The organism is Phyllobacterium trifolii (assembly GCF_014192095.1).
GTDB classification, from domain to species: Bacteria; Pseudomonadota; Alphaproteobacteria; order Rhizobiales; family Rhizobiaceae; genus Phyllobacterium; species Phyllobacterium trifolii.
In genome coordinates this window covers 172,763-198,626 of the sequence record NZ_JACHXN010000010.1, presented here as the reverse complement: position 1 = coordinate 198,626, position 25,864 = coordinate 172,763, and the positions used below count along the sequence as shown (strand labels likewise).

22 protein-coding genes are annotated in these 25,864 nt (G+C 56.1%); 12 read left to right on the top strand and 10 right to left on the bottom strand.

Annotated features, from left to right (window positions below):
• The first annotated feature begins 151 nt into the window (after window positions 1–151).
• From FHS21_RS16760 to FHS21_RS16740, 5 genes are all read left to right on the top strand, one after another.
• Window positions 152–1,489: an extracellular solute-binding protein gene (locus FHS21_RS16760; RefSeq protein ID WP_183663167.1), complete on the top strand. Its 1,338-nt coding sequence runs from the start codon at window positions 152–154 to the stop codon at window positions 1,487–1,489.
• A gap of 82 nt (window positions 1,490–1,571) precedes the next feature.
• Window positions 1,572–2,468 (top strand): carbohydrate ABC transporter permease, encoded by an 897-nt coding sequence (locus FHS21_RS16755; RefSeq protein ID WP_183663165.1) that lies wholly within the window; start codon window positions 1,572–1,574, stop codon window positions 2,466–2,468.
• 8 nt (window positions 2,469–2,476) lie between these two features.
• Window positions 2,477–3,364 carry an ABC transporter permease subunit gene (locus FHS21_RS16750; protein ID WP_183663161.1) on the top strand — a complete coding sequence of 296 codons (888 nt, stop codon included), beginning with the start codon at window positions 2,477–2,479 and terminating at the stop codon, window positions 3,362–3,364.
• 11 nt (window positions 3,365–3,375) lie between these two features.
• The gene (locus FHS21_RS16745) at window positions 3,376–4,497 is read left to right on the top strand and encodes a sn-glycerol-3-phosphate import ATP-binding protein UgpC (protein WP_183663157.1); all 1,122 of its coding nucleotides are present in this window, start codon (window positions 3,376–3,378) and stop codon (window positions 4,495–4,497) included.
• Between the two features lie 20 nt (window positions 4,498–4,517).
• Entirely contained in the window at window positions 4,518–5,438 is a 921-nt protein-coding gene (locus FHS21_RS16740; RefSeq protein WP_183663154.1) for a sugar phosphate isomerase/epimerase family protein, read from the top strand.
• Window positions 5,439–5,477: 39 nt separating this feature from the next.
• On the opposite strand, the gene FHS21_RS16735 is transcribed toward FHS21_RS16740, so the two are convergent.
• The 8 genes from FHS21_RS16735 to FHS21_RS16700 all read right to left on the bottom strand — a co-directional run bounded on the left by FHS21_RS16735 (window position 5,478) and on the right by FHS21_RS16700 (window position 15,038).
• On the bottom strand, window positions 5,478–6,464 hold the full coding sequence (locus FHS21_RS16735; RefSeq protein WP_183663151.1) for an aldo/keto reductase: 987 nt from the start codon (window positions 6,462–6,464) through the stop codon (window positions 5,478–5,480).
• A 26-nt stretch (window positions 6,465–6,490) separates the two neighbouring features.
• Window positions 6,491–8,812, bottom strand: a complete 2,322-nt coding sequence (locus tag FHS21_RS16730) for a Tex family protein (protein WP_183663148.1) — start codon at window positions 8,810–8,812, stop codon at window positions 6,491–6,493.
• 79 nt (window positions 8,813–8,891) lie between these two features.
• The gene (locus FHS21_RS16725; RefSeq protein ID WP_112531406.1) at window positions 8,892–10,031 is read right to left on the bottom strand and encodes a Gfo/Idh/MocA family protein; all 1,140 of its coding nucleotides are present in this window, start codon (window positions 10,029–10,031) and stop codon (window positions 8,892–8,894) included.
• Window positions 10,032–10,045: 14 nt separating this feature from the next.
• On the bottom strand, window positions 10,046–10,792 hold the full coding sequence (locus tag FHS21_RS16720) for a sugar phosphate isomerase/epimerase family protein (RefSeq protein ID WP_183663145.1): 747 nt from the start codon (window positions 10,790–10,792) through the stop codon (window positions 10,046–10,048).
• A 31-nt stretch (window positions 10,793–10,823) separates the two neighbouring features.
• Window positions 10,824–11,912 (bottom strand): ABC transporter ATP-binding protein, encoded by a 1,089-nt coding sequence (locus tag FHS21_RS16715; RefSeq protein WP_210283545.1) that lies wholly within the window; start codon window positions 11,910–11,912, stop codon window positions 10,824–10,826.
• A 5-nt stretch (window positions 11,913–11,917) separates the two neighbouring features.
• A complete protein-coding gene (locus FHS21_RS16710) occupies window positions 11,918–12,817 on the bottom strand; it encodes a carbohydrate ABC transporter permease (RefSeq protein ID WP_183663139.1) in 900 nt (299 codons plus the stop codon).
• A complete protein-coding gene (locus FHS21_RS16705) occupies window positions 12,814–13,722 on the bottom strand; it encodes a carbohydrate ABC transporter permease (protein ID WP_112531410.1) in 909 nt (302 codons plus the stop codon). Before FHS21_RS16705 ends, FHS21_RS16710 begins: the two co-directional genes overlap by 4 nt.
• A 71-nt stretch (window positions 13,723–13,793) precedes the next feature.
• A complete protein-coding gene (locus tag FHS21_RS16700) occupies window positions 13,794–15,038 on the bottom strand; it encodes an ABC transporter substrate-binding protein (RefSeq protein ID WP_112531411.1) in 1,245 nt (414 codons plus the stop codon).
• A 286-nt stretch (window positions 15,039–15,324) separates the two neighbouring features.
• On the opposite strand from FHS21_RS16700, the gene FHS21_RS16695 reads away from it, so the two are divergent.
• Window positions 15,325–16,383, top strand: a complete 1,059-nt coding sequence (locus FHS21_RS16695; RefSeq protein WP_183663136.1) for a LacI family transcriptional regulator — start codon at window positions 15,325–15,327, stop codon at window positions 16,381–16,383.
• A gap of 15 nt (window positions 16,384–16,398) precedes the next feature.
• Here the strand turns inward: FHS21_RS16695 and FHS21_RS16690 are convergent, their stop codons facing one another.
• Window positions 16,399–17,148 (bottom strand): PCC domain-containing protein, encoded by a 750-nt coding sequence (locus tag FHS21_RS16690; protein ID WP_183663133.1) that lies wholly within the window; start codon window positions 17,146–17,148, stop codon window positions 16,399–16,401.
• Window positions 17,149–17,392: 244 nt separating this feature from the next.
• Between FHS21_RS16690 and FHS21_RS16685 the strand changes: the two genes are divergently transcribed.
• From FHS21_RS16685 to FHS21_RS16675, 3 genes are all read left to right on the top strand, one after another.
• The gene (locus FHS21_RS16685) at window positions 17,393–18,235 is read left to right on the top strand and encodes an IclR family transcriptional regulator (protein WP_112531414.1); all 843 of its coding nucleotides are present in this window, start codon (window positions 17,393–17,395) and stop codon (window positions 18,233–18,235) included.
• Window positions 18,232–19,851, top strand: coding sequence for an acyl-CoA synthetase (locus tag FHS21_RS16680; RefSeq protein ID WP_183663130.1), 1,620 nt, complete (start codon window positions 18,232–18,234; stop codon window positions 19,849–19,851). The genes FHS21_RS16685 and FHS21_RS16680 overlap by 4 nt, the downstream gene beginning before the upstream one ends.
• Before the next feature lie 125 nt (window positions 19,852–19,976).
• Window positions 19,977–20,207 carry a hypothetical protein gene (locus FHS21_RS16675; RefSeq protein ID WP_114432309.1) on the top strand — a complete coding sequence of 77 codons (231 nt, stop codon included), beginning with the start codon at window positions 19,977–19,979 and terminating at the stop codon, window positions 20,205–20,207.
• A 17-nt stretch (window positions 20,208–20,224) separates the two neighbouring features.
• Here FHS21_RS16675 and FHS21_RS16670 read toward each other — a convergent pair whose 3' ends face one another.
• A complete protein-coding gene (locus tag FHS21_RS16670; protein WP_183663128.1) occupies window positions 20,225–22,753 on the bottom strand; it encodes a DNA translocase FtsK in 2,529 nt (842 codons plus the stop codon).
• 182 nt (window positions 22,754–22,935) lie between these two features.
• Between FHS21_RS16670 and FHS21_RS16665 the strand changes: the two genes are divergently transcribed.
• The 3 genes from FHS21_RS16665 (at window position 22,936) to repB (ending at window position 25,726) form a co-directional block, all read left to right on the top strand.
• A complete protein-coding gene (locus tag FHS21_RS16665) occupies window positions 22,936–23,106 on the top strand; it encodes a hypothetical protein (protein WP_162702020.1) in 171 nt (56 codons plus the stop codon).
• A 324-nt stretch (window positions 23,107–23,430) separates the two neighbouring features.
• On the top strand, window positions 23,431–24,645 hold the full coding sequence (gene repA, locus FHS21_RS16660) for a plasmid partitioning protein RepA (protein WP_183663263.1): 1,215 nt from the start codon (window positions 23,431–23,433) through the stop codon (window positions 24,643–24,645).
• A 7-nt stretch (window positions 24,646–24,652) separates the two neighbouring features.
• Entirely contained in the window at window positions 24,653–25,726 is a 1,074-nt protein-coding gene (gene repB / locus FHS21_RS16655; protein WP_183663125.1) for a plasmid partitioning protein RepB, read from the top strand.
• Window positions 25,727–25,864 lie beyond the last annotated feature (138 nt).

Genomic DNA, 25,864 nt, shown 5'->3' with positions numbered 1-25,864 from the left:
GTTAGGCAGCTGTGCATTGTCACAATAGTTTCGCATCAAATCGATCAAACTTTCACATTGCGATCCTAGACATATTCCCGGTCGCGACAGCTTTGCATTGTTCAATTTGCTGTCTGAACACTCATTTTCAATTTCGGAACGGGGACTTCAGATGAAACATCTTGGTGTCAAATTCGCCGCAATGGCCTTGGCGTTGGGCCTTGGCGTCACGCCGGCGCTAGCGGAAAAAGTCAAATTCGAGTTCTGGCATGGACTGAGCGGCGACCTTGGCGAGCGGGTCAAGGAAACCTGCGACAAGTTCAATGCTTCGCAGTCAGATTATGAGATCGTCTGCACCAGTCAGAATGGCTATCCAGAGACCATCCAGAACGCTATCGCCGCCTATCGTGCCAAGAAAAACCCGGCCATCGTGCAGGTCTTCGACGTTGGTACGCTCGATCTGATGCTGTCCGGCGCTTATATTCCGGCGAAGAAGCTGATGGAAGACAACGGCTACAAGATCGATTGGGACAACTACTTCGGCGGTATCGCGCGTTATTATGCCGACTCCAAGGGAGTGCTGAATTCGTTCCCGTTCAATTCCTCGACGGCAATGTTCTACTACAACATCGACGCCTTTACCAAGGCTGGCATCGATGGTGCACCGCAGACCTGGGAAGACGTGGAAGCCGATGCGCGCAAGCTGAAATCGGCAGGCTTTGATTGCCCCCTCGGCTTCAGTTTCGACAGCTGGGCGACGGTGGAGCAGTTTTCGGCAATCCACAATCAGCCGATCGCTACCAAGAACAATGGCTATGACGGTCTCGACACCGAGCTTGTCTTCAATAAGACCAAAGTTGTGGACCAGCTGACATTCTTCAAGAAAATGACGGATGAAGGCCTGTTTCAGGTCAAGACTGCCCAGCTCGGCATGGATGTCGTACCGGCCTTCGCATCGCAGACCTGCCAGATGATTCAGTCGTCGGTCGCCGATCACGGAACGATTGGCAAGACGATCAAGCCGGGCACCAAGTGGGCCGTGACGATGCTTCCGGTCTGGAAAGGTACCGAGCGCAAGAACTCTCTCGTCGGCGGCGCGTCTCTCTGGGTTCTGAAGAACCGTCCTGAAGCCGAATATAAAGGCGCAGCAGCTTTCCTCAACTTCATCGCCCAGCCGGATATGGTTGAATGGTGGTCGACAGTCACAGGTTACATCCCCGTCACCAAGACCGGTTTCGACGCGATGAAAGCCAACGGCTTTTATGAGAAGCCGCAGTTTGCAGGCCGTGAGAAAGCTATTGAGAGCCTGACCTATACGCCGGCCGGCGATCTTACCCGTGGCATCCGCGTCGGTGGCTTCCCGCAGATCCGCAAGGAAATCTCCAATGCGATGGAAGGTATCTTCTTCGGCAAGATGACGGTTCAGGCCGGTCTCGACCAGGCAGTCGAGCGTGGTAACGCCATTATCCGCCGCTTCGAAAAGACCTATGCCGGTCAGACACTGAATTAGTCAACTTCTCTCATGGCCCGGAGCGTTCCGCGTCCGGGCCATTTGGTTTGCCAACTGACAAGATACGGGACCGGTCGAATCCATGAACAAGCGTGCTGTTTTCAAAAGCTGGTGGTTGCCCATCTTGTTCGCATTGCCGCAGCTACTATTGATCTTCTTTTTCTTCTATTGGCCGGCAACGTCGGTTCTCACCTGGGCGTTTTCCCTGGAGCCGGCGTTCGGCGGGGCAGGCGATCGCCTCTTTGTCGGGTGGGACAATTTCCGTGACGTTTTTGCGGACCGCGAATATTGGCAATCGGTTGCGCTCAGTCTTGTCTTTGCCTTTACCGCAACCGCGCTTTCGATGTTCATTGCTTTCGTGCTCGCGATCTGTGTGGATCGCCAGCTGAAAGGCTCAGGCATATTCAGGTTTTTCTACATCTGGCCCTATGCCATTGCGGCTCCCGCCGTCGGACTCGCATTTCGTTTCATCTTCGCTCCCGAAAGCGGCTTGATCGCCATCGTCAACACGTGGTCGCCGGATTTGTGGAACCCGGCCAAGTTTGGCAGCCATGCAATGATCCTGGTGATCATCTGTTTTGCGTGGAAATGGATCGGCTATAATTTCATCTTCATGACCGCGGGTCTTCAATCAATCCCGCGCAGTCTGATTGAAGCATCGTCGATGGATGGCTCCGGTCCGGTGCGCAGAGCCATCGATCTGCAGATCCCGCTGCTTGCGCCGACACTTTTCTTCTTGCTGGTGCTCAATCTTACCGAAAGCTTCGTCGGTCCTGACACCTATGGTATTGTCGATCTGACGACTGAAGGTGGCCCGAACGGGGCGACAAACGTCATGGTGTATCGCATCGTCAGCGAGGCATTCCAGGGCCTCAACTATTCTGGCGCAGCCTCTCAAAGCCTGATCCTCATAGGCCTGATCATGGTCTTCACCTTCATTCAGTTCCGCTTCGTTGAGCGGCGCGTCCATTACAAATAGGTCCGGCCATGATTGAACGCACTCCTATCCTCAACATGGTGACCTATTTCATCATGATGTTTGGATTGCTCCTGATTCTTGGGCCGTTCTGGATGATTTTTACGGCATCGACCCAATCGTTGGCGCAGGTCAACGCGGTTCCATTCAACCTTCTGCCTGGCACTGAATTCCTGCACAATCTTCAGGCGGCATGGCATCGGGCCAACCTTGGTCCAGCGATGCTCAACAGCTTGATCATGGCGCTGTTGGTCATGGTGGGCAAAATCATCCTTGCCTCGATCAGCGCCTTCGCCATCGTATATTTCAGAAGTCCGCTGCGCCATGTATTCTTCTGGCTGGTGTTCATGACCTTGATGCTTCCGCTCGAGGTGCGCGTCGTTCCGACATACAATATCGCCGCCGACGTTTTTGAGCCTGTACGCTGGCTGATCCAGACGCTTACTGGCATCGAGCTCTCGCTGCAATGGAACTTGCTCAACTCCTATTCGGGACTGGTCCTGCCGGTGATTGCAACGGCCACGGGTACGTTCCTCTACAGGCAGTTTTATATGACGCTCCCGGACGAGCTCACTGAAGCCGCCAAAATGGATGGCGCCCGGCCGCTTCGCTTCTTCATCGATATCCTGCTGCCATTGTCACGTACCAATATGCTGGCGCTGGCGACGATTATGTTCGTCTATGCCTGGAATCAGTATTTGTGGCCGAAGCTGATGACAACTGAGGCCGATTACCAGACCGCGATGGTAGCGATGACCACGCTTGTTCCCAATATCAACAGCCTGCCGGAGTGGAATGTTTCCATGGCCGGTGCACTCATCATCATGCTGCCGCCTCTGATCATTGTCGCTGCTTTGCAGCGCTGGTTCGTTCGTGGTCTGGTCTCGACAGAGAAATAAAAGGAAAGCTCATGGCCGAAATCAATATCCGGAACGTCCGCAAATCCTATGGCCGCACACAAATCCTGCATGGGGTCGATCTTGACTTCAAGTCTGGCGAATTCGTGGTGATCCTTGGCCCGTCAGGTTGTGGCAAGTCCACGCTGCTGCGCATGATTGCCGGGCTCGAGGAGATTTCCGCAGGCGAGATTTCGATCGACGGCACAGTCGTCAACAATCTTGAGCCGCGCGATCGTGGCTGTTCGATGGTATTTCAAAACTACGCTCTCTATCCGCATATGAACGTGGCTGCCAATATAGGCTATGCGCTAAAGGTTGCAGGTGTTCCGCGTGCCGAGCGAGATCGGCGTATCAGTGAGACTGCGCGTATTGTCGGGCTAGAGGAAATGCTGGATCGTAAGCCGGCGCAGCTTTCCGGGGGTCAGCGGCAGCGCGTGGCCATGGGGAGAGCGATCATCCGCGAACCGAAGGTGTTTCTGTTCGATGAGCCCCTTTCCAATCTCGATGCCAAGCTGCGGGTGCAGATGCGTGTAGAAATCCGCCGCCTGCACAAGCGCCTTTCAGCAACATCGGTATTTGTGACCCACGATCAGGTCGAAGCGATGACACTTGCCGACAAGCTGATCGTTATGAACAAGGGCCATGTCGAGCAGGTCGGCACGCCGCTGGAGATTTACCACCGGCCGCGAACGCGCTTTGTCGGGACGTTCATTGGTTCGCCAGCCATGAACTTCTTTGACAGCACCATCGCGCCAGGTGGCAAATTTGTGTTGCTCGACGGTATCCAAATCGCGATCGACCCGGTACTTGGCCGCGACAATGCAGATAACGCCGTATCTGCCGGGATCCGTCCGGAGCACTGCCGTCTGGTAAAAGCAGGAACGGCAAACAGCGTGCCTGCGACCGTCGATTTTGTCGAAGAGCTCGGCTCCGGACGCAATGTGCACGTTGACATTGATGGAACGATCTTTGCCGTCAGTGGCGATGAAAGTCAATTATTCAAGACGGGTGCGACGGTCGGCCTGCAATTGCCCTCCGAACACATTCATTTGTTCTCCAGGGACACCGGATTGCGTCTCGACGACGCGCCTGCGTTGAAACACACTACCAATCAATCGACCGTGGCAGCCTAGCTGTCCTGAAAGGAACAATAATGAATACGGAGTCCATCATTTCGGCCGTCGGCTTCTGCACTTATACCGGCGGCGGCAATTTCAGCGTGCTTGAAGACTCTTTGCGGACGATCAGTGACCTTGGCGCGAGCGCTGCTGAGTTGTCGCTTTATGGCGAAGAGCTCATTTCCGGTGGCCGCATCATTCCAAGCCGGTTGGAACGCCTGCTGGAAATTACCCGCCAATTTGACCTGCGCTATAGCGTACATGGCCAGATCATTTCCAATTTCATGGACAAGGAACATCTGGCGCTGCAGAAGGCCGTTGTGCGCGCCATGCTTGAACTGTGTAACCGTGTGGAGGCCGGCATTCTCGTCCACCATTGCGGACAGGCCAAGATGCCGGCACTGACGCGTATTGGCGATCTCGACCAGATGGAGCGCGATGCATTGGCAGAACTAGCCGAAGTCGCGAAGGGTTATGGCGTGCGGATTGCATTGGAAAATATTTTCGCACTCAACGACGCGGAATATCGCCAGACGCCGGCAAAGGTCGGTGAAACCGTCAGTGCTGTCAACAGTCCGAATGTCTGTGGGTTGATCGACTTCAGTCATGCTTATATCGAATGCACACGGCTTGGCCTCGATTGGCGCGAGCAGATCAAGGCAATGGCTCCCGTCACCGGGCACCTGCATGTTCATGACAGCTTTGGCCGCCCATACAGCATGACGAAGTTCTACCATCCGGCGGAAGCAACTGCACTCGGCATCGGCGACCTGCATTTGCCAATCGGCTGGGGCGACATTCCATGGGAAGAGATTTTCTCGGAACTCACATTCCTGCCGGATACGACGCTGATCATGGAAATTACGGAAAACCGTTTCGCCACCGAGCAGGCGGACAGTCTTGCGCGCGCTCTAAAGCTTATGGATCTGGCCAATAGCCGCCGAATAGCAGCGTAAATTCGTCAGTTGTGGCGGTTGCACCGCCACAACTGACCCTCATGGAATTGTAAACGGTTCGACTGCGGCATAGACCGCGTCCGGCACATCTACCTTCAGCAATTCCATGTTGCGGGTCAGGCTCGAGGCCTTGGCGGTGCCGATCAGAACGTTGGCAACGACCGGCTCCCGCAACGGGAATTGCATTGCCGCAGCGGCGAGCGGAATTGAGTTGGCTTCCGCAATTTTCTGCATGGCGCGAACGCGGCCGAGAATATCGTCCGAGGCAGGACCATAGTCGAAATTCGCGCCCGCAACCGGCCCCGTTGCGAGAATGCCGGAATTGAAGACACCACCGATCACCAGAGAAATCTGTTGTTTACGGCAGACTTCGAGCAAACCGCGCTCTGCGGAGCGATCCAGCAGTGAATAACGGCCAGCCAGTAAAATACAGTCTATCGGGTGCCTGGCAATCACGTCGAGACAGACTTCCACCTCGTTGACACCGAGACCATAAGCCGAGATCGCTCCCGATGATTTCAGTTCGTCCAGAGCGCGCATGCCGCTGTCCAGCAACTGACGTTGATAAATAGCATTTTTCTCCACGCCGTGCGTATAGACGCCAATATCGTGAACGTAGAGTATGTCGATCTTGTTCAGGCCAAGCCGGGCATAACTGAACTCGAACGAACGCATGATCCCGTCGTAGCTGTAGTCGTAGTCAACCGTGAAAGGCAGGGGATTGACGTAAGAGTAGTCCGGCACCTGATCTTCCGGAACGGGGCGCAGCAGACGGCCGACCTTCGTAGAAAGCACATATGTCTCCCGCGGCTTGCTGCGCAGAAAATCGCCGGTCCGCCGTTCGGATAGACCGAAGCCGTAAAAGGGCGCGGTGTCGAAATAATGCATTCCCGCATCCCATGCCGCCTGCAACGTCTCCATCGCTGCTTCCTGCGTACATTCCCGGTAGAGCCCGCCGATCGCCGCGCCACCAAATCCGAATTGCGTTACTGCGAGCGGCGTCTTGCCTATTGTGCGGATATCCACGGTTGTTCTCCTAGAATTTTTTCCGGCTATTTCTTGCGCAACGCATCTGCCAGAGCTGCGCCGAAAGCGCCTTGCGGCGAAGGTTGCGGCTTCTGGCCGCCTGACGCAGGAGCCGCCGTGCGCGATGGCTTGTCAACGGGACTGGGACCGCGCGACGTCTCGCTTCCCCCGCCATCCTTGCGCATTGTCAGGCTGATGCGGTTGCGTTTGGGATCGACATCGACAACACGTACTTTGACGACATCCCCAGCCTTGACGACCTCGTGAGCGTCTTTGACGAAGCGATCCGCCAATTGCGACAGGTGAACAAGGCCGTCCTGGTGCACGCCGATATCGACGAACGCACCAAAGGCGGCAACATTGGTGACCGTCCCCTCCAAGAGCATTCCAGGCTTCAGATCCTTTATGTTGTCGATGCCGTCGGCAAACGACGCCGTTTTGAATTCCGGCCGTGGATCTCGGCCAGGCTTTTCCAGTTCTGCAATGATATCCCGCACTGTCGGCAATCCGAAGCGCTCGTCGACAAATGCGCGGGGATCAAGCGCCTTCAATGCGCTGCTGTCACTCATCAGTGACCTGACATCGCGACCGCAAGCGCTGACGATCTTCTTGGCAACACCATAGGCTTCCGGATGCACCGCGGACGCATCCAGCGGTTCGGTGCCGCCGGGAATGCGCAGGAAGCCGGCGCATTGTTCAAAGGCGCGCGGCCCGAGGCGTGCGACTTTCAGGAGGTCGCGACGGGTTTTGAATGGGCCAACCTCGTCGCGATAGGCGATAATCGCTTCAGCAAGTGAAGCACCGAGGCCGGAAATGCGTGCAAGCAAAGAAGCCGAAGCGGTGTTGAGATCAACGCCGACGGCGTTGACCGCATCTTCGACCACGCCTTCGAGCGAACGTGCAAGACGGTACTGGTCGACATCGTGCTGGTACTGGCCGACGCCGATGGATTTTGGCTCAATCTTGACGAGTTCCGCCAGCGGATCCTGCAAGCGACGGGCAATGGAGACGGCGCCGCGAAGCGACACGTCAAGCCCCGGGAATTCGGCAGCCGCAGTGGCCGATGCGGAATAGACCGAAGCTCCGGCTTCACTGACGATCACTTTCAGCGGTTTGGGCGGCGGCATGTCTGCCAACATATCGGCGACGAGACGTTCGGTCTCGCGACTCCCGGTCCCGTTGCCAATCGCGATAAGTTCGATCTTGTGCCTGACAACGAGCTTTGCCAGCTCGGCCTGTGTTCCGCGCACATCATTACGCGGCGGGAAGGGGTACACGGTCGTGGTGTCGAGAAGCTTGCCTGTGCCGTCGATGACAGCAACCTTCACGCCTGTACGGATGCCTGGATCGAGACCCATCGTTGCGCGCGAGCCTGCTGGCGCGGCCAACAGCAAATCTTTCAGATTGCGGGCGAAGACGTGAATTGCTTCTTCCTCGGCGCGTTCACGCAACGCGGTCATAAGATCGACGGAGAGATTGAGCGAGAGGCGAATACGCCATGTCCAGCGTACCACCTCCATCAACCAGTTGTCGGCTGCAGCACCATTGGCGTGGACTGAATAGGCATCGGCGATCATTCGCTCGACTGGTTTAGTCGCGGCGTTGTCTTCAGCATCGACCTCAAGGTCGAGCGACAGCACCTCTTCGTTGCGGCCCCGGAGCATAGCCAGAGCCCGGTGGCTCGGCACAATTGCCCAGCGCTCAAAATGATTGAAGTAGTCTGAAAACTTCGCTCCGACGTCCTGCTTGCCGTCTATTACCTTGGCACGGAGAACCGCGCGATCTTGCATGTACTTGCGCAGACGACCGACGAGTTCGGCGTTCTCCGAAAAGGTCTCGACAAGAATATCCCGGGCACCTTCGAGCGCAGCCTTCACATCGGGAACGTCGTCGTTCAGGAAACGCTTGGCCAGCTCGGAAGGAATGGTGCGCCGGTCTGACAAGATTGTTTCCGCCAGTGGGCCAAGCCCGCGTTCGCGGGCAATCTCGGCCTTGGTCCGTCGCTTGGGTTTGTATGGAAGGTAGATGTCTTCCAGCTCCGCCTTGGTGACTGCGCCGGCAATCTTGCCTTCAAGATCGTCGGTCAGCTTGCCCTGGCTGCGGATGGACTCGATGATCGTGTCACGGCGCGCATCGAGTTCGCGCAGATAGATGAGGCGTTCGTCGAGCGTGCGCAGCTGCGTATCGTCGAGCCCGCCCGTGACTTCCTTGCGATAGCGGGCAATGAAAGGGACGGTTGCTCCGCCATCGAGAAGTTCTATCGCCGCATTGGCCTGTTCGGGCCGTGCGTTGATCTCGGCGGCGATGAGACGAGCGATACGGGCGGTGTTGGCAGCACTGGCAGTCACGAGGCATTCCCATAAAACATGATCGGGCGGCCAACATAGTGGCGCCCGACCATGACCGCAATCGCCGGGGAGAAATCCCTCAGGTCTTTTTCAGCAGCGATTTGGCTTCCTTGATGCCAAGAGCCTCGGGCCGTGAGCAACTTGTCTTGATGTCGATGAACTTCTTTTCCTCGCCGGAGCGGAGAATGGAGACCATCACATCGACACCGTGCAAGGCGCGCTCCAGCGAACAGCGTATGTCACGCCCCTGCAGGATTGCGACGGCCATGTCGGCAAGTCCGGCTGTGCGGTAGTTGGCCATCATGCCGGCGGGATGCTTCTGGTTGGGTGTACCGAAAGGATGCGTCCAGGGCTTGACTGGTTTTGCCTTCTTTCCTGGTTTTGCCAACTTGACTTCACCGCCAAAGAAGTTCGGATCGGGCAGGAAGATCGAGCCGTCAGTGCCGTAAAGCTCCATGTTCGGATGATGGTGAGCCCAGACATCCCAACTGGCTGACAAGGTCACCGAAGCGCCGCTTTCGAAGTCAAGCAGAGCTTGGATTGTCGTTGGCGTCGTCACCTTTATTGTCTCGCCCCTGCGTGGTTCGCTGGAGATTGTGCGGGTCGGCGTGGCCATCGATGTCAGCGCCGCGACACGCCTTATTGGGCCAATGAGGTTGATCAGATTGGCAATGTAGTAAGGGCCAAGATCGAGGATCGGCCCACCACCCGGACGGAAGAAGAAATCAGGATTGGGATGCCAGTGCTCCATGCCGTGGCTCAACACATGCGCTGTGCCTGAGGTGATGGTGCCGACCTGCCCGTCATCGACCAGTTTGCGTGCCAATTGGTGCGCACCGCCGAGATAAGTGTCCGGCGCGCATCCGGCTTTCAGGTTTTTCTTTGCGGCGAGCTTTTGCAATTCCAGCCCGTCCTTCAGCGATAGCGATAACGGCTTTTCTGAATAGAGATGTTTGCCGGCGGAGAGGATTTGCTTTGAGACGTCAAAGTGCGCGTCCGGGACCGTCAGGTTGACCACGAGATCGATGTCGTCGCTTGTCAGCAGTTCATCGATGCTACGGGCTTCGATGCCGTATTCTGAGGCACGTCCTGTCGCCGCCGTCTTGTTGATGTCGGCAATGCCACGGACTTCAATACCCTTGAAGAGCGGCGCAAGCCTCAGATAGGTCGTGGATATATTGCCGGCGCCGATGATGCCGATGCCTAATGTCTTGGCCATGTCGTTTGCTTTCTTCAGAACGCTTTCAGGGTACCGATGGAGCGGCGGGCGAATCGCTCATCGTCCGATGGATTGTCATGTTCCATGATGAAGTACTGCGCCGGCGTATCTCTGAGTGTTGATGTCAGCGCCTTCCAGTCGACAGTTCCATACCCGACGTCAGCCCAACCATCCTCGTTGGTATTCTGGCCCGGAGCAGCGATATCCTTGACATGCACCGCACTGATGCGTGAGCCATAGCTCTCGACCCACTGGAACGGATCGCCGCCGCCGCGGATGATCCAGGCTATGTCGGCTTCCCAGGAGATGCTTGGCGCTGCATCGAAGATCAGCTTTTGCGGAATAGAGCCATCAGGCAGCGCCTTGAACTCGAAGTCGTGATTGTGCCAGCCGAAGATATATCCGGCTTTGCTGTAGGTGGCATATGCCGCTTCCAGCCGCTCGCCGAAGGCTGACCAGCCCGCCGCATCCGTTGGGCGAAGGTCCACAGCAAGATGTGGACAATAGATTGCCTTCATGCCGAGCGTTCCGGCGATGTCGAGAACCTTCTGCGGTTCCTGTTCAAGGAGATCGATGCTGAAATGGCCCGATGGCATGGTCAGTCCATTGGCATCAAGTGCGGCCCTCGTTGCCTTGGCGTCGGCATAAACGCCGCCATAGCCTTCGACCTGCGCATAACCATTGCGCTTCAACATTTCGAGCGTCTTGTCGACTGGCGGAAAATTGCGGGAGCTGTAGAGCTGATAGGAAAAGTCGGTCACTTCATTTCTCCATGATGATGCTTGGGAATTTTCAAAGACGATTTTCTGTTACGGCGTCGAAGAGCGAGGCCACGGCGGGATTGAATGTCAGGAATACCTTTTCGCCGGGCTGGTAGCGCCTGCCGGAATCGACGCGAACCGAGATGGCTTTTCCTGCGACCTTCAACCAGACGAGGCTGTCGGCGCCCATGGGCTCGTCGAGATCGACGACTGCCTCGCAGGAGCGGCCCGCGGGACCGGGCTGGTCACTGATAGCGATGTGTTCCGGCCGGAAGCCGAAGATGACTGTATGGCCGGACGCCAAAGGTTGTTGCGCTTCATATCCTGCAAGCGAAATATCAAGATCGGCGACCCGGAAGACACGTGAGCCATTCGTCCCTGCGATCTCTCCTTTGAGGAAGTTCATGGCGGGTGAGCCGATGAAGCTTGCGACAAAGAGGTTGCGCGGTTTGTTATAGATCGTCAGCGGATCATCAAGCTGCTGGATCAGGCCGCCCTTCATGACCGCAATGCGATCCGCCAAGGTCAAGGCCTCGATCTGATCATGGGTGACGTAGATCATGGTATTGGCGAGTTTGTGGTGCAGCCGCTTGATCTCGACGCGGAGTTCCGAGCGCAGCTTGGCATCGAGATTGGAAAGAGGCTCGTCGAAAAGGAACACGTCAACATCGCGCACCAACGCCCGGCCGATGGCCACGCGCTGGCGCTGACCGCCGGACAATTCGGCAGGTTTACGTTGCAGCAGGGGACCTATTTGCAAGATTTCCGCCGCATGCGCGATGCGATTCTGGATTTCCGCAGCGGGCAGTCCAGCCACGCGCAACCCGAATGAAAGGTTCTTCTCTACAGTCATTTGGGGGTAGAGCGCATAGGACTGGAAGACCATGCCGATGCCGCGATCCTTGGGCTCCTCCCAAGTCACATTCTTGCCCTTGATGAAAATTTGTCCGTCGGAGATATCGAGCAGGCCGGCGATGCAATTCAGCAAAGTGGATTTTCCGCAACCGGACGGCCCGAGAAGGACGAGAAACTCGCCGTCCGCGACCTCGATATTGAGGTTTTTCAAAACGCTGATCGAGCCGAAATTGAGCGAGAGATCCTTGATTGAAACGCTATGCAATTTGGTCACCCTTTTACGGCGCCAGCGGCGATGCCTCTGACGAAATACTTGCCTGAAAAGAAATAAACGAGGAGCGGCACTGCACCGGTGAGAATGGTCGCAGCCATGTTGACGTTGTATTCCTTCACCCCTTGTGTCGAGTTGACGATGTTGTTGAGTTGCACGGTCATCGGGAAATTCTTGGTGCCGGCGAAGATCACGCCGAACAGGAAGTCGTTCCAGATGCCGGTCACCTGGAGGATCACAGCGACGACGAAAATCGGTAGGGACATCGGCAGCATGATTTGCAGGAAGATGCGCCAGAATCCGGCTCCGTCCACGCGTGCCGCCTTGAACAGCTCCGGCGGCAGGGAAACGAAGTAATTGCGGAAGAGGAGGGTAAGGATCGGCATGCCGAAGATGGTGTGGATGACGACGACACCCGTCAGAGTTCCGAAGATGCCGAGTTGTCGCGTGATGATGACGAGGGGATAGAGCATCACCTGATAAGGGATGAAGGCGCCGAAAATCAGCGCCGTGAAGAACAGCTCCGAGCCTTTGAAGCGCCAGTTGGAGAGGGCGTAGCCATTCACCGAAGCGATGATGATCGAGAGGATCACACTTGGGACCAGAATCTTCATCGAGTTGAAGAAGCCGACCTTGATACCTTCGCAGTAAAGGCCCGTGCATGCACTGTTCCAGGCCGTCGCCCAAGGTTGGAAGGTAACCTCGACCGGCGGGGAGAAAATGTTGCCCAGTCGAATCTCGGGCATACCCTTCAGTGAAGTCATAATCATCACATAGAGGGGAATGAGGTAGTAAATAGCTGCCACAAGGAGCGCTGAATAAATCATGATCGATGCGGGTGACAGGAAGCGCTTGGGTCGACTTCCTCGCGGCTCGGCGCTGGAGAGGGATGAGCTCATTTCGAGACTTCTCCTTTGCGATACCGGGGCCGGAATTCCAGCAGCGCCCAAGGTACGAGAATAATGAGCACTGTCGTGAGCATGATCGTCGAGGCGGCGAGGCCCTGACCCAGATTGCCACGCGAGAACATCAGGTCGTAGACGTATTTCGCGGGGACCTCCGAGGATATGCCTGGCCCGCCATTTGTCAGGGCGACGACGAGATCATAGACCTTGACGATAGTCGCCGAAATGATGACGAGCGTGGTGATGAAGACCGGTCGCATCATCGGAATGATGATGAAAAGATAGGTTTTCCACGCCGGGATCCCGTCAACGCGCGCTGCCTTCCAGATTTCATCGTCAATGTTGCGCAAACCCGCGAGCATCAGTGCCATGACAAGGCCCGTGCCTTGCCACAGACCCGCGATCACAATGGCATAGATGGTAAAACGGCCATCGGTCAGGATAGGGAAAGTGAAGGTTTCAAAACCGAGGTCGCGAACGACCTTCTGCACGCCATAGGCCGGGGTGAGTATCCATTGCCAGACAAGGCCGGTAACGATGAACGATAGAGCATGCGGGTAGAGGAATATGGTGCGGAAGGTATTTTCGAAGCGGATTTTCTGATCCATCAATGCAGCGAGAATAAATCCGAGTACCAGCGAAAAGCTCAAAGACAAAACACCGAAGATAGCGAGGTTCTTAAGGGAAACGGTCCAGCGCGACGTCCGGAAAAGCCGCACATACTGATCCATCCCGACGAAATCGAGCGTTGGCAGAGAGCGCGAGGATGTAAACGAATAGACAACCGTCCATAATGTGCAGCCGACGAAGACAACAAGCACTGTGACGATCATCGGCACCGCCGCGATTTTGGCGTTCAGATTGCGTAGGGGGGCAAACGGGCGCCGGCTCCCAGCCATCGAAGTCTCCATTCCTGACACTGGATGCCGGACTCGAGAGGCCGGCATCGCTGCTACGGTGGTCGCTCGAGTTATTTGGCTTCGCCGATGATCTCGACATAGCGCGCCTGTGCATCCTCGACCGTCATGCTCTTGTCGGCGAAGAACTCCGTCGTCAGATCTTCGATCTGACCCTGCGTATCGGAGGAGAAAGCCTGTTCGTATGAAGGCAGCACATTGTTGCTGTCCGCCAATATCTTGATGCCCTTTTGCATGCATGCATTGGCAGTCTGCATGTCGACGTCGCCGCGTATTGGCAGCGAGCCCTTGGCGAGATTAAATGCAACCTGCGTCTCCTTGGAGACAAGCATGCTGGCAAGCTTCAGTTGGGCTTTTGTGATCTCGGGGTTCGCGTTTTTCGGAAAATAGAAGGCGTCGCCTCCTGTATCGAGGACGGGATGAACCCCGAGGCCCGGAAGGCAGTCATAATCTGTGCCCGCGACCTTTCCGGCCACGCCGAATTCGCCCTGTGCCCAATCGCCCATGATTTGCCCTGCGGCTTTTCCCGTTAGAACGAGAGACGTCGCTTCGTTCCACTGCCGTCCCACGTAGCCGGGGTCAGCAAGGTCTCGCGCGTCGGCAAAAGCCTGCCAAACGGCCTTCATTTCGGGACTGCCAGCGGCTTCGGTGCTCTTTTCATCCATGATCTTGAGATAGAGGTCCTTGCCGCCAAGGTTGGCCAGCATCACGCGGAACACGCCGTCGATCTGCCACGCATCACCGGTCGCAAGCGGGATGATGCCTTTTTCCTTTAGCTTAGGTGCTGCAGCGACGAATTCGTTCCAGTTCGTGGGGACCGCTGCGCCGGCTTCTTTGAAGGCGTTGGGATTGATCCACATCCATTGCCAGGAATGGATGTTGACCGGAACGCAATAAATCTTGCCCTCATACTTGCAGGCATCGAGCAGCTTGGCGGGGCGAATAAAATCGGCCCAGCCTTCTTTGGTAGCAAGCTCGGTCAGGTCTGTCATCAACCCGGCCTTGACCAGATCTTCGGCATCGCGGCCAGTATTCAACTGGGTGGCACCCATTGGATTTCCGCCAAGAATGCGGCTGACGATGATCGGGCGGGCTGTACTGCCGCTGCCGGCGATCGCGCCGTCCACCCATTTGTCGCCGCCCAATTTGTCGTAGGATTCGGCGAGAACCTTGGCAGCGGCCGCCTCACCGCCAGAAGTCCACCAGTGAGTGACTTCCAGGTCAGCAGCACCAGCCTGGCTGGCTGTGAAAAGAAATGTCGACGTGGCAAGAGCGGTCAAGACAGAACGGTAACGCATCGTATCCTCCCAAATCTGAAACGTTACAGGTAGGCTAGTGTAAAGCGCCATCAAGTGCAATCGCTGAAAGTCAATTTTTTCGAGATTGACGTTGCGGATTTGTTGATTTGCCAAATAATGCTGTAAATTCAGGGTAATAAACAATTGTGACTATGCTGTGCGATTGCCAAGTGGCGTCAATATCGTCTAGGATCACGTTGTGCCACCAGCCAAAAAATTCGGATTGCAGTATTTTTGTAAAACGATACAGATACCATCAAAGGAAGGCTTGAACAGCCGATTGAATATGAAGACGACAGAAGGCGATCAGAAACCTGTAATCGGTACTGCCGAACCTGTTGAGGGCGAGAGGCCGACGTTGAAGACGATTGCCTTCATGGCCGGCCTTGGTGTCACCACTGTTTCGCGCGCGCTCAAGGATGCGCCGGAAATTGGCCAGGCGACCAAGAATCGGGTTCAGCTGATCGCCAAGCAGATTGGATACCGGCCCAACCGTGCCGGTGTGCGTCTTCGCACCGGCAAGACCAATGTCATCAGCCTCGTGCTCAATGCCCAGTCGGAGATCATGGGACTTACCTCAAACATGGTCTATGGAATTTCCGAAGTGCTGTCGGAGACGCCCTACCATCTGACCGTGACGCCTTATTCGGTGAAAAATGACCCGATGCAGCCAATACGCTACATCGTCGAAACGGGCTCGGCGGACGGGATCATCATGTCGCGTACGGAGCCGAATGACCCGCGCGTCCGCTACCTTACAGAACATGGCATTCCGTTCGCTACGCATGGCCGGACAGAGATGGGGATCGAGCATCCGTTCCATGATTTCGACAACGAGGCCTTCGCCTATCTCTCGGTGAAGAGCTTGTTGGCGAAAGGACGTCGCAGGATCGCCATGCTTGCGGGCCCGTCGCCTTCGGTCACTTATTACCGGCATCTCCATCGGGGTTTCTCGCGTGCGGTGGAGGAGGGAGGCGCGAGTACGGTTGCTGTGTCCGATATTGATGTCGATACCTCGCTGGGCCGTATCAGGAACCGGATGGAGGAGATCATGTCAGCCTCAAACCGCCCCGACGGCATTGTCTGCTGTAGTGGCAGCGCGGCCATTGCTCTGGTTGCAGGTATTGAAGCCGCCGGACTGAAGATTGGCGGGGATGTCGACCTTGTCTCAAAGCAGTCGACCGATGTGCTGCAATGGTTCCGCCCGCAAATCATCGTGTTCAATGAGGATGTTCGCCATGCCGGACGTGAACTGGCGCGAGCAGTATTGCGAAGGATAGCCGGGGTCGATGCTCGGGAACTACAGAGTCTCAGTTACCCTGATGAACACGATCTGCGCTCGTGAAGTGTCACGGATCGTTCAGAGTTCCTCCAAGCATAGCTCGAATGTGATGCAGACGGGGTTTTCACCACGAAGCAGCTCCCCGCGTGTGACATTGCCCTGGGTGTCGACCATGACGATTTCGACACGTGTTCCGGTTGACTGGCACGTGACGAAGCCTCGGGTAACGAAGACTTCGGTTGCGATATCGTCTACTTTGGAACCATCCCCATAGCGTGCGCCGATCAGGCTGCCTATGCCGCCGCGCAATTTTGCTGCGGCGAAGTCATGTTTCCGGCAGATCGCCTCCAGTGCAAGGATGATGTCCTCATTTGGGCAAACACGTGCGATCACCGTGCGCGGACCATTGTTGGCGGCAATCGTCGTTTTTAAAGGTACCGGATGAAAGAGTGTGAAGGCGGTCTCTTCATCGGGCTCCGATACCATTCGCACGTCCTCGACACCCCAGGCAATTGCATGAATGGGCCGGCTGATGATCGTTTCATGCGGTAGGATATGTCCAGCACCGCGCTTGCCGTCTTGTTCGGTCCAGATGGCATGGCAATGGATAAAAGAGGCGCCGTCACGCTCGCCGAAGGTAACATTACCGTTCTCAAGCCGCGTTTCGCCAGCTGGCGAGAATAGGTCGCTGTACCAGGCAGCGTGATGCCCGTCCGTCGCAAGCGCCGGCATAATATAGTGGAATGGATTGAAAGCCCCGCCGGTAAGAACAAGTGAAGCCGCTGTAACGCCGCCCGCCCGAAGCGGCCGGGCAATGGCGTCATTCATGCTTTGGCCAGGCTCAAGCGTGAATTCCAGCCGTCGGCCGACGCCCTCAAAACTCTCGAAGCGTTTTAAGCGTGGAGGCCCAGGTTGTCGCAGAAACCGCTCAGACACCGGTCACCGCCGCAAGCCGTCGCAGGATGAGTAGCATATTATAAATTCCAAATTCCGTTCACAGGCCGCCAAGTTGTGGCATAGTTCCACAAACGAATAAAATGATCCACAATATGGATCAATACGAGGAATTGGGATGGAGCAAGAGGTCAGACCGGTAGCAGGTCTCAACGGTTCGCAAAGCGTCGATAGGGCGCTTGGCCTCTTGAGCCTTGTCAGCTATTCCGGCGATGACGGCAGCACCTTGACTGATATCGTGGAACAAAGCGGCCTCAACAAACCCACTGCGCGTCGGTTACTTCTGGCGCTCATACGCTCTGGCCTGCTGGAACAGGACACTTTGACCCGACGATACTATCTCGGTCAGGAAGCTTACGTACTTGGCACCCTTGCGACACGGCGCTATGGCCTTCTACAAATCTCCCGCGACAGCCTTGGTTTTCTGTCGGCGAAAACACAGGACACCAGCTTCCTTTCTATCCAGCGCGATAGCTACGCCGTTTGTCTGCATCGCGAGGAAGGCACTTATCCGATTCGCACCCATGCATTGCAGGCTGGCTATCGCCATCCCTTGGGCGTGGGCGCCGGGTCACTGGCGATCCTGGCTGCGATGCAGGATGACGAGGTTGAAGTCATTTTAGCCGTGAATGAAGCCGCCCTCCTGACCGAGTATCCAAATCTTTATCCCGACCGCATTCGCGCTGACGTTGCCGCGGCGCGTGAAAACGGCTTTGCCCTCAACCCCGGGCTTATCCTTACCAATTCCTGGGGCATCGGTCTCGCCATTCGCTATCCGGATGGTCGACCAGCCGGCGCCCTTAGTATTGCAGCCATCGACAGTCGCATGCAGCCCGCACGTCAAGCAGAACTCGCTGCTTTGATGCAAGGTGAGACGAGAAAAATCGAAGCGCGGCTCGCCCATCTTCAACCTCCCAATGATCGGCCAAAACGACCGTATGTTTCGAAGGTGGCGCCATGACTGCGAAACATGGATTGGTTGTCGAACCCATGTCAAAACGTGTGATGAATCTTTACGGGTTTCTCGCCCAATCAGCACGGCGCTTTCCGAAGGAGATTGCACTTGTCTGGGGCGAAAAAACATGGACATGGGCGCAACTGCAGCGCCGTGTCAACGCCATGGCCGCGGCGTTGCAAAAGGAATACGGCGTAGTCAAGGGGGACCGGGTTCTCGTTCAATCACAGAATTGCAACCAGATGTTCGAATCCATGTTCGCCTGTTTCCAACTTGGAGCGGTGTGGGTTCCGACTAACTTCAGGCAGACATCCGACGAAGTGGCCTTTTTGGCGGCAGCAAGCGGCGCGAAGGGCATGATCTGCGGTTATTCATTTCCAGAACATGTCGAAGCCTGCCGGCAAACCTGCGTAGAGATGAAATTTGTCATTGCGATCGGAAAAGCTGATTTTGCTGATGATTACGATGATATTGTGGATCGTTTCGATAATGAAACGGTGACGACTGCCCCTGTGGATCATGATGATCCGTGCTGGTTCTTTTTCACCTCTGGCACGACTGGGCGGCCAAAGGCTGCTGTATTGACCCACGGTCAGATGGGATTCGTAGTGACCAATCACCTGTGCGACTTGATGCCGGGCACGACGCACGACGATGCCTCGCTCGTAGTCGCACCCTTATCGCACGGCGCCGGGATTCATCAGCTGACGCAGGTCGCTAGAGGTGCAAAAACCATTCTGCTGCCAACAGAGAAGCTTGATGTTGCCGAAGCCTGGCGGCTTGTCGAAGAATGGCGCGTGAGCAACATGTTTACCGTGCCGACGATCCTTAAAATGCTGACCGAACATCCCGCCGTACAGGAGCGGGATCATTCGTCATTGCGCTATGTAATCTATGCGGGCGCACCCATGTACCGGCCGGATCAGATCAATGCCCTAAAGACGCTGGGGCGGGTGATCGTGCAGTATTTTGGACTGGGAGAGGTGACCGGCAATATTACTGTGTTACCGGCCACCGAGCATCATCTGGAACACAGCGAAGATGCGCGCCCGGGCACCTGCGGTTATGCACGCACCGCAATGCAAATATCGATCCAGGATGATAACGGAAATGAAGTTTCGCCCGGCGTAACCGGCGAGATTTGCGTGATCGGTCCAGCCGTTTTCGCTGGTTATTACAATAATCCGGAGGCCAATGCGAAAGCCTTTCGCAATGGCTGGTTCCGCACCGGCGATCTCGGACACATGGATGAAACGGGATTTCTCTTCATCACAGGACGAGCCTCAGACATGTATATTTCTGGCGGCTCCAACATTTATCCGCACGAGATCGAGGAGAAGTTATTGACGCATCCGGACATCAGCGAAGTGGCGGTACTGGGTATTCCGGATCCGGTATGGGGCGAGGTCGGCCTTGCGGTCTGTGTTGCTCGCCCCGGTACTGCGCCGGAAGTGGAGGAGATCATTACCTGGCTCGGCGACACGATAGCTCGCTACAAAATACCGAAGCGGCTTGTGTTCTGGCCGGAGATGCCGAAATCCGCCTATGGCAAAGTCGCCAAGAAGCTGATCCGCGAACAGCTCATCAAGCGCCGCGAACTCGATGAACCGGCGGAACAGTAATCAACAGAGCGCATTCTTCCTTTACCATCGGTTTTGTTGCATTGCAGCAAATTGGTTGCATTGCAGCAAAAATTCCGTACTCTTGCAAGAATCGGGAGGAGCCACTGTTTGCAAAGGATGCCAGCATGCTCCAGGTTGTAATTCTCATTTGCTCAACAAGTCTGTCGCCGATGGATTGCCAATCGAACACGGCGCTGGATGTCATTTACGGGCCACAGACCAGCAACGCCATGATGTGCGGGATGCAGGGACAGGCTTTCGTAGCACGCACAGCCATTGTCGGACGTTCGCCTAACGAGTTCATCAAAATCAGATGCTCACCGTTGAAGCCCATCAAGGCGGCTCTGCGACAATAGCATTCGATGCGCGTGCCTCAGGCGGTGTCCCTGTTGACGTTGAGGATTTCGCGCTTGCCGACATGATTGGCAGGGCCAACCAGCCCTTCCTTTTCCATCCGCTCCACCAAAGAAGCGGCGCGGTTGTAGCCGATCTGCAGCCGTCGCTGGATGTACGAGGTCGAACATTTTTTGTCACGCAGCATGACTTTGACTGCCTGCTCGTAGAGCTCGTTCCCATCTTCTGCGGCCATGGCGCCCTTGTCGAAGACCGCACTATCGTCAGTGTCCGCGTCTTCTTCATCGCTTTCGTCGGCAGTTACGGTGTCGAGATAGTCGGGCTGCCCTTGAGTCTTCAGATGCGCAACGACCTTTTCGACTTCTTCATCTGAAACGAAAGGACCGTGGACGCGCGCGATACGGCCGCCACCGACCATATGCAGCATGTCGCCCTGGCCTAGCAACTGCTCAGCACCCTGCTCGCCGAGAATGGTGCGGCTGTCTATTTTGGATGTGACCTGAAACGAGATGCGGGTCGGGAAATTAGCCTTGATGGTTCCGGTGATCACATCGACCGAAGGGCGTTGAGTCGCCATGATCAGATGGATGCCGGCGGCACGTGCCATCTGGGCGAGGCGCTGGATCGCTCCTTCGATATCCTTGCCTGCCACCATCATCAGGTCGGCCATTTCATCGACAATGATGACGATATATGGCATCGGCGTGAGGTCCATTGCCTCCTGCTGATATTGCGCTTCGCCGGTTCCCTTGTCGAAGCCGGTTTGCACGGTGCACATCACCGTCTCGCCCTTTTCCTGCGCGCTGGTAACGCGGGCGTTGAAACCATCGATATTACGCACGCCGAGCTTCGACATTTTTCTGTAGCGGTCTTCCATCTCGCGCACAGCCCATTTTAGAGCCATGACTGCTTTCTTTGGATCGGTGACGACAGGGGTAAGAAGATGCGGGATGCCGTCATAGATGGACAGTTCAAGCATTTTTGGGTCGACCATGATCAGACGGCACTCGTCCGGGGTCAGCCGGTAGAGCAGCGATAGAATCATCGTGTTGATGGCGACCGATTTTCCGGAACCGGTCGTACCGGCTACGAGCAGATGCGGCATCTTGGCGAGTTCGGCGATCACAGGCTCACCACCAATGGTCTTGCCAAGGCAAAGTGCGAGTTTGAATCTGGTCTTGTCGAAATTATCGGACGCGACCATCTCGCGAAGATAGACGGTCTCTCGCGTCGTATTGGGCAATTCAATACCGATAACATTGCGCCCGGGAACAACAGCGACACGAGCGGACAGCGCCGACATGGAACGGGCGATGTCGTCGGCAAGACCGATGACACGCGAGGATTTCACGCCCGGCGCTGGTTCGAATTCATAGAGTGTGACGACCGGGCCGGGCCGCACATGGATGATCTCGCCGCGAATGCCGAAATCTTCCAGCACGCTTTCGAGAAGCCCGGCGTTCTGTTCGAGCGTTTCCTGCGAAATGGTGACGGCATCATGTGTGATCGCCTCTTGCAACAGGGTTACCGGCGGCTTTTCGTAAGTGCCGCGCGGGGCCGGAAAAATGCGTGGTTTAACGGGATCCGCTACCGCAATCTGCCGTGGTGGGAGCGGGGCTTGGACAGGTGCAATCTCTCGGCGCCGGCTGATGCTGCGCTGGGAAGTGACAGCGGGAACGGGTTCGGGAATTGCGTTCAAACCCGCATCAACGTTATCGCTCTCCCCCAGTTGCTGTTCAGGCGTCGGCGCGGCATGGTGGTTCACCTCCACGCGCATTGCGTCGAGTGGTGGCGACATGAGTGGCGGTTTTAGTGTCGCAAAGGGCTCAACCACGCGGAAGCGAGCGGTGATTTCGTCGGGGCTGAATCTCGGCATTGGTTTGACAGGGGAAGGAGCTGCAACTAATGTAATCCCTCCTATAAAGTCAGCGGATTCGAAGAATGCGTAGTCCGATACATAAGCCAATGGCGAGCGTTCGGGCGCCGGAGTTTTGATTTTCGTGTGGGCCTCGGCAACTGCGGGACCTTGCGGCACGACAACCGCGAGAGGTTGAGCTGGTATTGGCGTCTGGCCGAAGAGGAGGGACCCTCCGGACTCAGGATCGCGAACGCGAGGGGGTACGACGATTGCTTCCACGTTCCTTGCCGGTTTTGCAGAAGCCGGACGTTTCGCATCCGCCTTCGGTGCCATGGTAACTTCTGTCGGTGCCGGGTCCTTGTTTTTCAAGAGTTCGCTGTCGGGTGTCCGGGTGAAACGGACATTCTCGGATAGTGAAAACATACGCTTCGAAATCGGCGCAAACGATGCGCCTGCATCAAATCCGCCTGCCGGAACTGGTACCGGCGCTGCCGCCGACGCTGACCCGGATGTCGCGGGAGCGATCGGCCGTTTGACCGTAACGCTCTCATAGAGGGTGCCTGAATTTGCGTTGGTAAGGTCTACCGGAGGTGACGGAGGAAGCGGCACGTGGACCAACCCTTCACCGCCGCTGTTTTCAAACTCATATTCATCTGCTTTTACTGGAAAATTTGTTCTGGGGATACGCATGATGCCTGCAGCGGAACGATGTGAGATTACCGAAGGGGTGCTCATCTGAATAGAAAACCAAGGTTAACAACTTGCTACTTTTGGCGAGAGCGTCTCGATTTCATGCGCAAATTGTCTGCCATTCATGCTAGGAACTTACATTCTGTAGTTCACGCAAATTTCACATCAGAAAGCAGTTTGTAATGGCGATCAAATTCGCATTGAAAGATACCACTTCGAAGTCCCCGACCGAGACAAAATCCATCGCATCAAAATCAACAGAAATGCAGGCATCGGATACCAAGGATGCACCCGATAGCGATCTGTTCGAGCCCAAGCCGGCCGACCAAAAACGCAAAAAGAAGAAGTGGTAAAATAGTGTAGTTGCCCCAATAAATTGGTTAAATTGCGTTAACTATAAAGTCCTTGACGCGACTCGGTCCTTCCCTCAATTTGGTTACGGTTTTTGAGGGTAACAGGCCAAATAGGCGTTACACAGATTTTGCGGTGTTAGTATCGAGCTGCAGCGTTAAATTGTTGTCCAGCGTTACCCTTTTGGTATTTCTGTCGAATCGGCGCATCATTCCAGAGCGCGGTCAGGCAGTCTATTAACAGGCGCACAGGATCAACACGTGACTTTATTGAATACAGCGCAGACAAACCGGACTGTTGATGCCCAGTTACAAGGCGTTTCATCCCTGCCTGTCGCCTTGCCGGCTGACCGCGCGATCGCGGCGGATGCCGAGATGCTCTCAGCGCAGTTACATGCGATGCGCAATCGGTTGTTTCCGCCGACTGCCCAGAAGACTTTGCGTAAGTTCACCAGTGGCGAGGCTGCGAAGCTGATTGGTGTATCCGACGGTTATCTGCGGCAGCTCTCGATTGCGGGCGAGGGGCCGCAGCCGGAAACTGGAAGCGGCGGTCGCCGGCTTTATACGCTTGCCGAGATCAATGCGCTGCGCCGGCATCTTGCCGAGGCTGGCGGTGCCAAGGCGAAAACGTATCTTCCGCATCGCGACCCCAGCGCCAACGAGCATATGCAGGTTATCGCGGTCACCAATTTTAAAGGCGGCTCCGGCAAGACAACGACGAGTGCACATCTTGCGCAACATCTCGCCATGGCCGGGTTTCGGGTGCTGGCTGTTGATCTTGATCCACAGGCATCGATGTCGGCGCTTTTCGGTTACCAGCCGGAACTCGACCTCACCGGAAATGATACGCTCTATGGCGCAATTCGTTATGATGGCGAACGCAGGCTGCTGCGCGATATCATCTGCAAGACCTATTTCGATGGTCTCGATCTTATCCCTGGTAATCTCGAACTACAGGAATTCGAACACACGACACCGCAAATGCTGGCGGATCGGCAGCATGGCACGCAGAGTGTCGAGCAGCAATTGTTCTTCGCGCGTGTTCAGGCCGCGCTGGATACGGTGGCGGATGATTATGATGTCGTCGTCATCGACTGTCCTCCGCAGCTAGGGTTCCTGACGCTTTCGGCGCTTTGTGCGGCTACATCGGTGCTGGTGACGGTTCATCCGCAGATGCTTGATGTTGCCTCTATGAGCCAGTTCCTGTTCATGACAGCAGATCTTCTCGCCGTCGTGCGCGAAGCGGGCGGCGAACTTAACTTCGATTTCATGCGCTATCTCATTACGCGCTTTGAGCCCAATGATGCACCTCAGCAACAAATCGCAGGTTTCCTGCGCTCCTTGTTCGGCGAGCGCGTGCTGACGAACTCGGTTGTCAAATCGACGGCTTTCTCGGATGCGGGCCTGACCAAGCAGACGCTTTATGAGGTTTCTCGCGACAGCTTCACTCGCGCTACCTATGACCGCGCGTTTGAATCGCTGACTTCCGTCAACTCTGAAATCCAGGGCCTGATCTTCAAGGCCTGGAACCGGCCGGGGTGAGGGCGCGATGATGGCCGACAAAAACCGTAGGGATCAGCTCAAGGCGCTGTTTGAGACAGTAGAGACTAATTCGGCGCCCGAGCAGCAGCCAGCCGAGCTCGCCCCAACGCGGCAGAGCGCTTCGGTAGAGCCGTTGAAGCCGCGTGCCGCTTCTGGTGCGATCAAGGCGATGGGCCTGTCGCTGGGCGGAATATCGAAGGAGATCGAGGATGCACGACGACTGAAGGAGAGCTTCGAGGGTAGCGAGCGGGTCGTCGAGCTCGATCCGGCGCTTGTCGAGAGCTCATTTATCGAAGATCGGCTCAGCCACGATTCCGGATCCGATGACAGTTTCGAGGAGCTGGTCGAAAGTATCCGGCAGAATGGACAGCAGGTTCCTATCCTTGTTCGCCCGCATCCGGAAAAGCAGGGCCATTACCAGACAGCTTATGGCCATCGCCGCCTGCGCGCTGCTCGACGTGTCGGAAAGCCCGTGCAGGCTATCGTCCGCAATCTCACCGATGTGCAGCTTGTCCTGGCGCAGGGCAAGGAAAACACCGAGCGGCGCGATCTATCCTTCATCGAACGTGCTTTCTTTGCCCGCAATCTTGTCGAGCGGGGCTTCGAGCGCGGTCTTGTGCAGGATGCACTATCCCTGGATAAGGCAGAGATGACGCGGTTTCTTCAGGTCGCGGCAGCTGTACCAGCACTGGTGGTTCGCGCTATCGGACCCGCGCCAAAGATCGGCCGGCCACGGTGGGTCCGGTTTGCTGAGTTGCTCAAATCCGGTGACGCGCAGGCTGCTGCGCTGAATGAAATCGCGCTGGAGCCGTTCAGTGCCGCTGACAGCAACGCACGCTTCAACCGCGTCTTCGAGCGGCTCCTGAAAAACGTCGAGCCTGTCGCACCGGCGCCGCGCAATACGCCGTCGGTCGTTGGCACTAAATCCTCAAGCCCCAGCGCAATCGCGCAGTTGAATTCAGACAGGGGAAGACAAGTTCTGACCTTTGCCGATCATATTCCGCAAGATTTTGCGGTATTCGTAACGGGAGAGCTCGAGACTTTGCTTGCCCGCTACAATAGCCGGTCACGTGACAAATAGCGCTGCGACTTCAGTCGCTACAAGGCCGGTTGGTTGAGTAAGCACTAAGCCCAAAACCGGATTGCGGTTATGGACAGTTTAAAAGGACGAGAGAAGGAAAACAACGGCAAGAAAAAAGGCCCCCAGAACGTTACCGCC

Excerpts from the sequence above, each read along its gene's own strand:
- FHS21_RS16680 (WP_183663130.1), top strand. The coding sequence starts at position 18,232 with ATGACTGCGAAACATGGATTGGTTGTCGAACCCATGTCAAAACGTGTG.
- FHS21_RS16740 (WP_183663154.1), top strand. The coding sequence starts at position 4,518 with ATGAATACGGAGTCCATCATTTCGGCCGTCGGCTTCTGCACTTATACC.
- FHS21_RS16755 (WP_183663165.1), top strand. The coding sequence starts at position 1,572 with ATGAACAAGCGTGCTGTTTTCAAAAGCTGGTGGTTGCCCATCTTGTTC.
- FHS21_RS16725 (WP_112531406.1), bottom strand. The coding sequence starts at position 10,031 with ATGGCCAAGACATTAGGCATCGGCATCATCGGCGCCGGCAATATATCC.
- FHS21_RS16705 (WP_112531410.1), bottom strand. The coding sequence starts at position 13,722 with ATGGCTGGGAGCCGGCGCCCGTTTGCCCCCCTACGCAATCTGAACGCC.
- FHS21_RS16745 (WP_183663157.1), top strand. The coding sequence starts at position 3,376 with ATGGCCGAAATCAATATCCGGAACGTCCGCAAATCCTATGGCCGCACA.
- FHS21_RS16685 (WP_112531414.1), top strand. The coding sequence starts at position 17,393 with ATGGAGCAAGAGGTCAGACCGGTAGCAGGTCTCAACGGTTCGCAAAGC.
- FHS21_RS16695 (WP_183663136.1), top strand. The coding sequence starts at position 15,325 with ATGAAGACGACAGAAGGCGATCAGAAACCTGTAATCGGTACTGCCGAA.
- FHS21_RS16675 (WP_114432309.1), top strand. The coding sequence starts at position 19,977 with ATGCTCCAGGTTGTAATTCTCATTTGCTCAACAAGTCTGTCGCCGATG.
- FHS21_RS16750 (WP_183663161.1), top strand. The coding sequence starts at position 2,477 with ATGATTGAACGCACTCCTATCCTCAACATGGTGACCTATTTCATCATG.
- FHS21_RS16690 (WP_183663133.1), bottom strand. The coding sequence starts at position 17,148 with ATGAATGACGCCATTGCCCGGCCGCTTCGGGCGGGCGGCGTTACAGCG.
- FHS21_RS16700 (WP_112531411.1), bottom strand. The coding sequence starts at position 15,038 with ATGCGTTACCGTTCTGTCTTGACCGCTCTTGCCACGTCGACATTTCTT.
- FHS21_RS16665 (WP_162702020.1), top strand. The coding sequence starts at position 22,936 with ATGGCGATCAAATTCGCATTGAAAGATACCACTTCGAAGTCCCCGACC.
- FHS21_RS16760 (WP_183663167.1), top strand. The coding sequence starts at position 152 with ATGAAACATCTTGGTGTCAAATTCGCCGCAATGGCCTTGGCGTTGGGC.
- repB (WP_183663125.1), top strand. The coding sequence starts at position 24,653 with ATGATGGCCGACAAAAACCGTAGGGATCAGCTCAAGGCGCTGTTTGAG.
- FHS21_RS16710 (WP_183663139.1), bottom strand. The coding sequence starts at position 12,817 with ATGAGCTCATCCCTCTCCAGCGCCGAGCCGCGAGGAAGTCGACCCAAG.
- FHS21_RS16670 (WP_183663128.1), bottom strand. The coding sequence starts at position 22,753 with ATGCGTATCCCCAGAACAAATTTTCCAGTAAAAGCAGATGAATATGAG.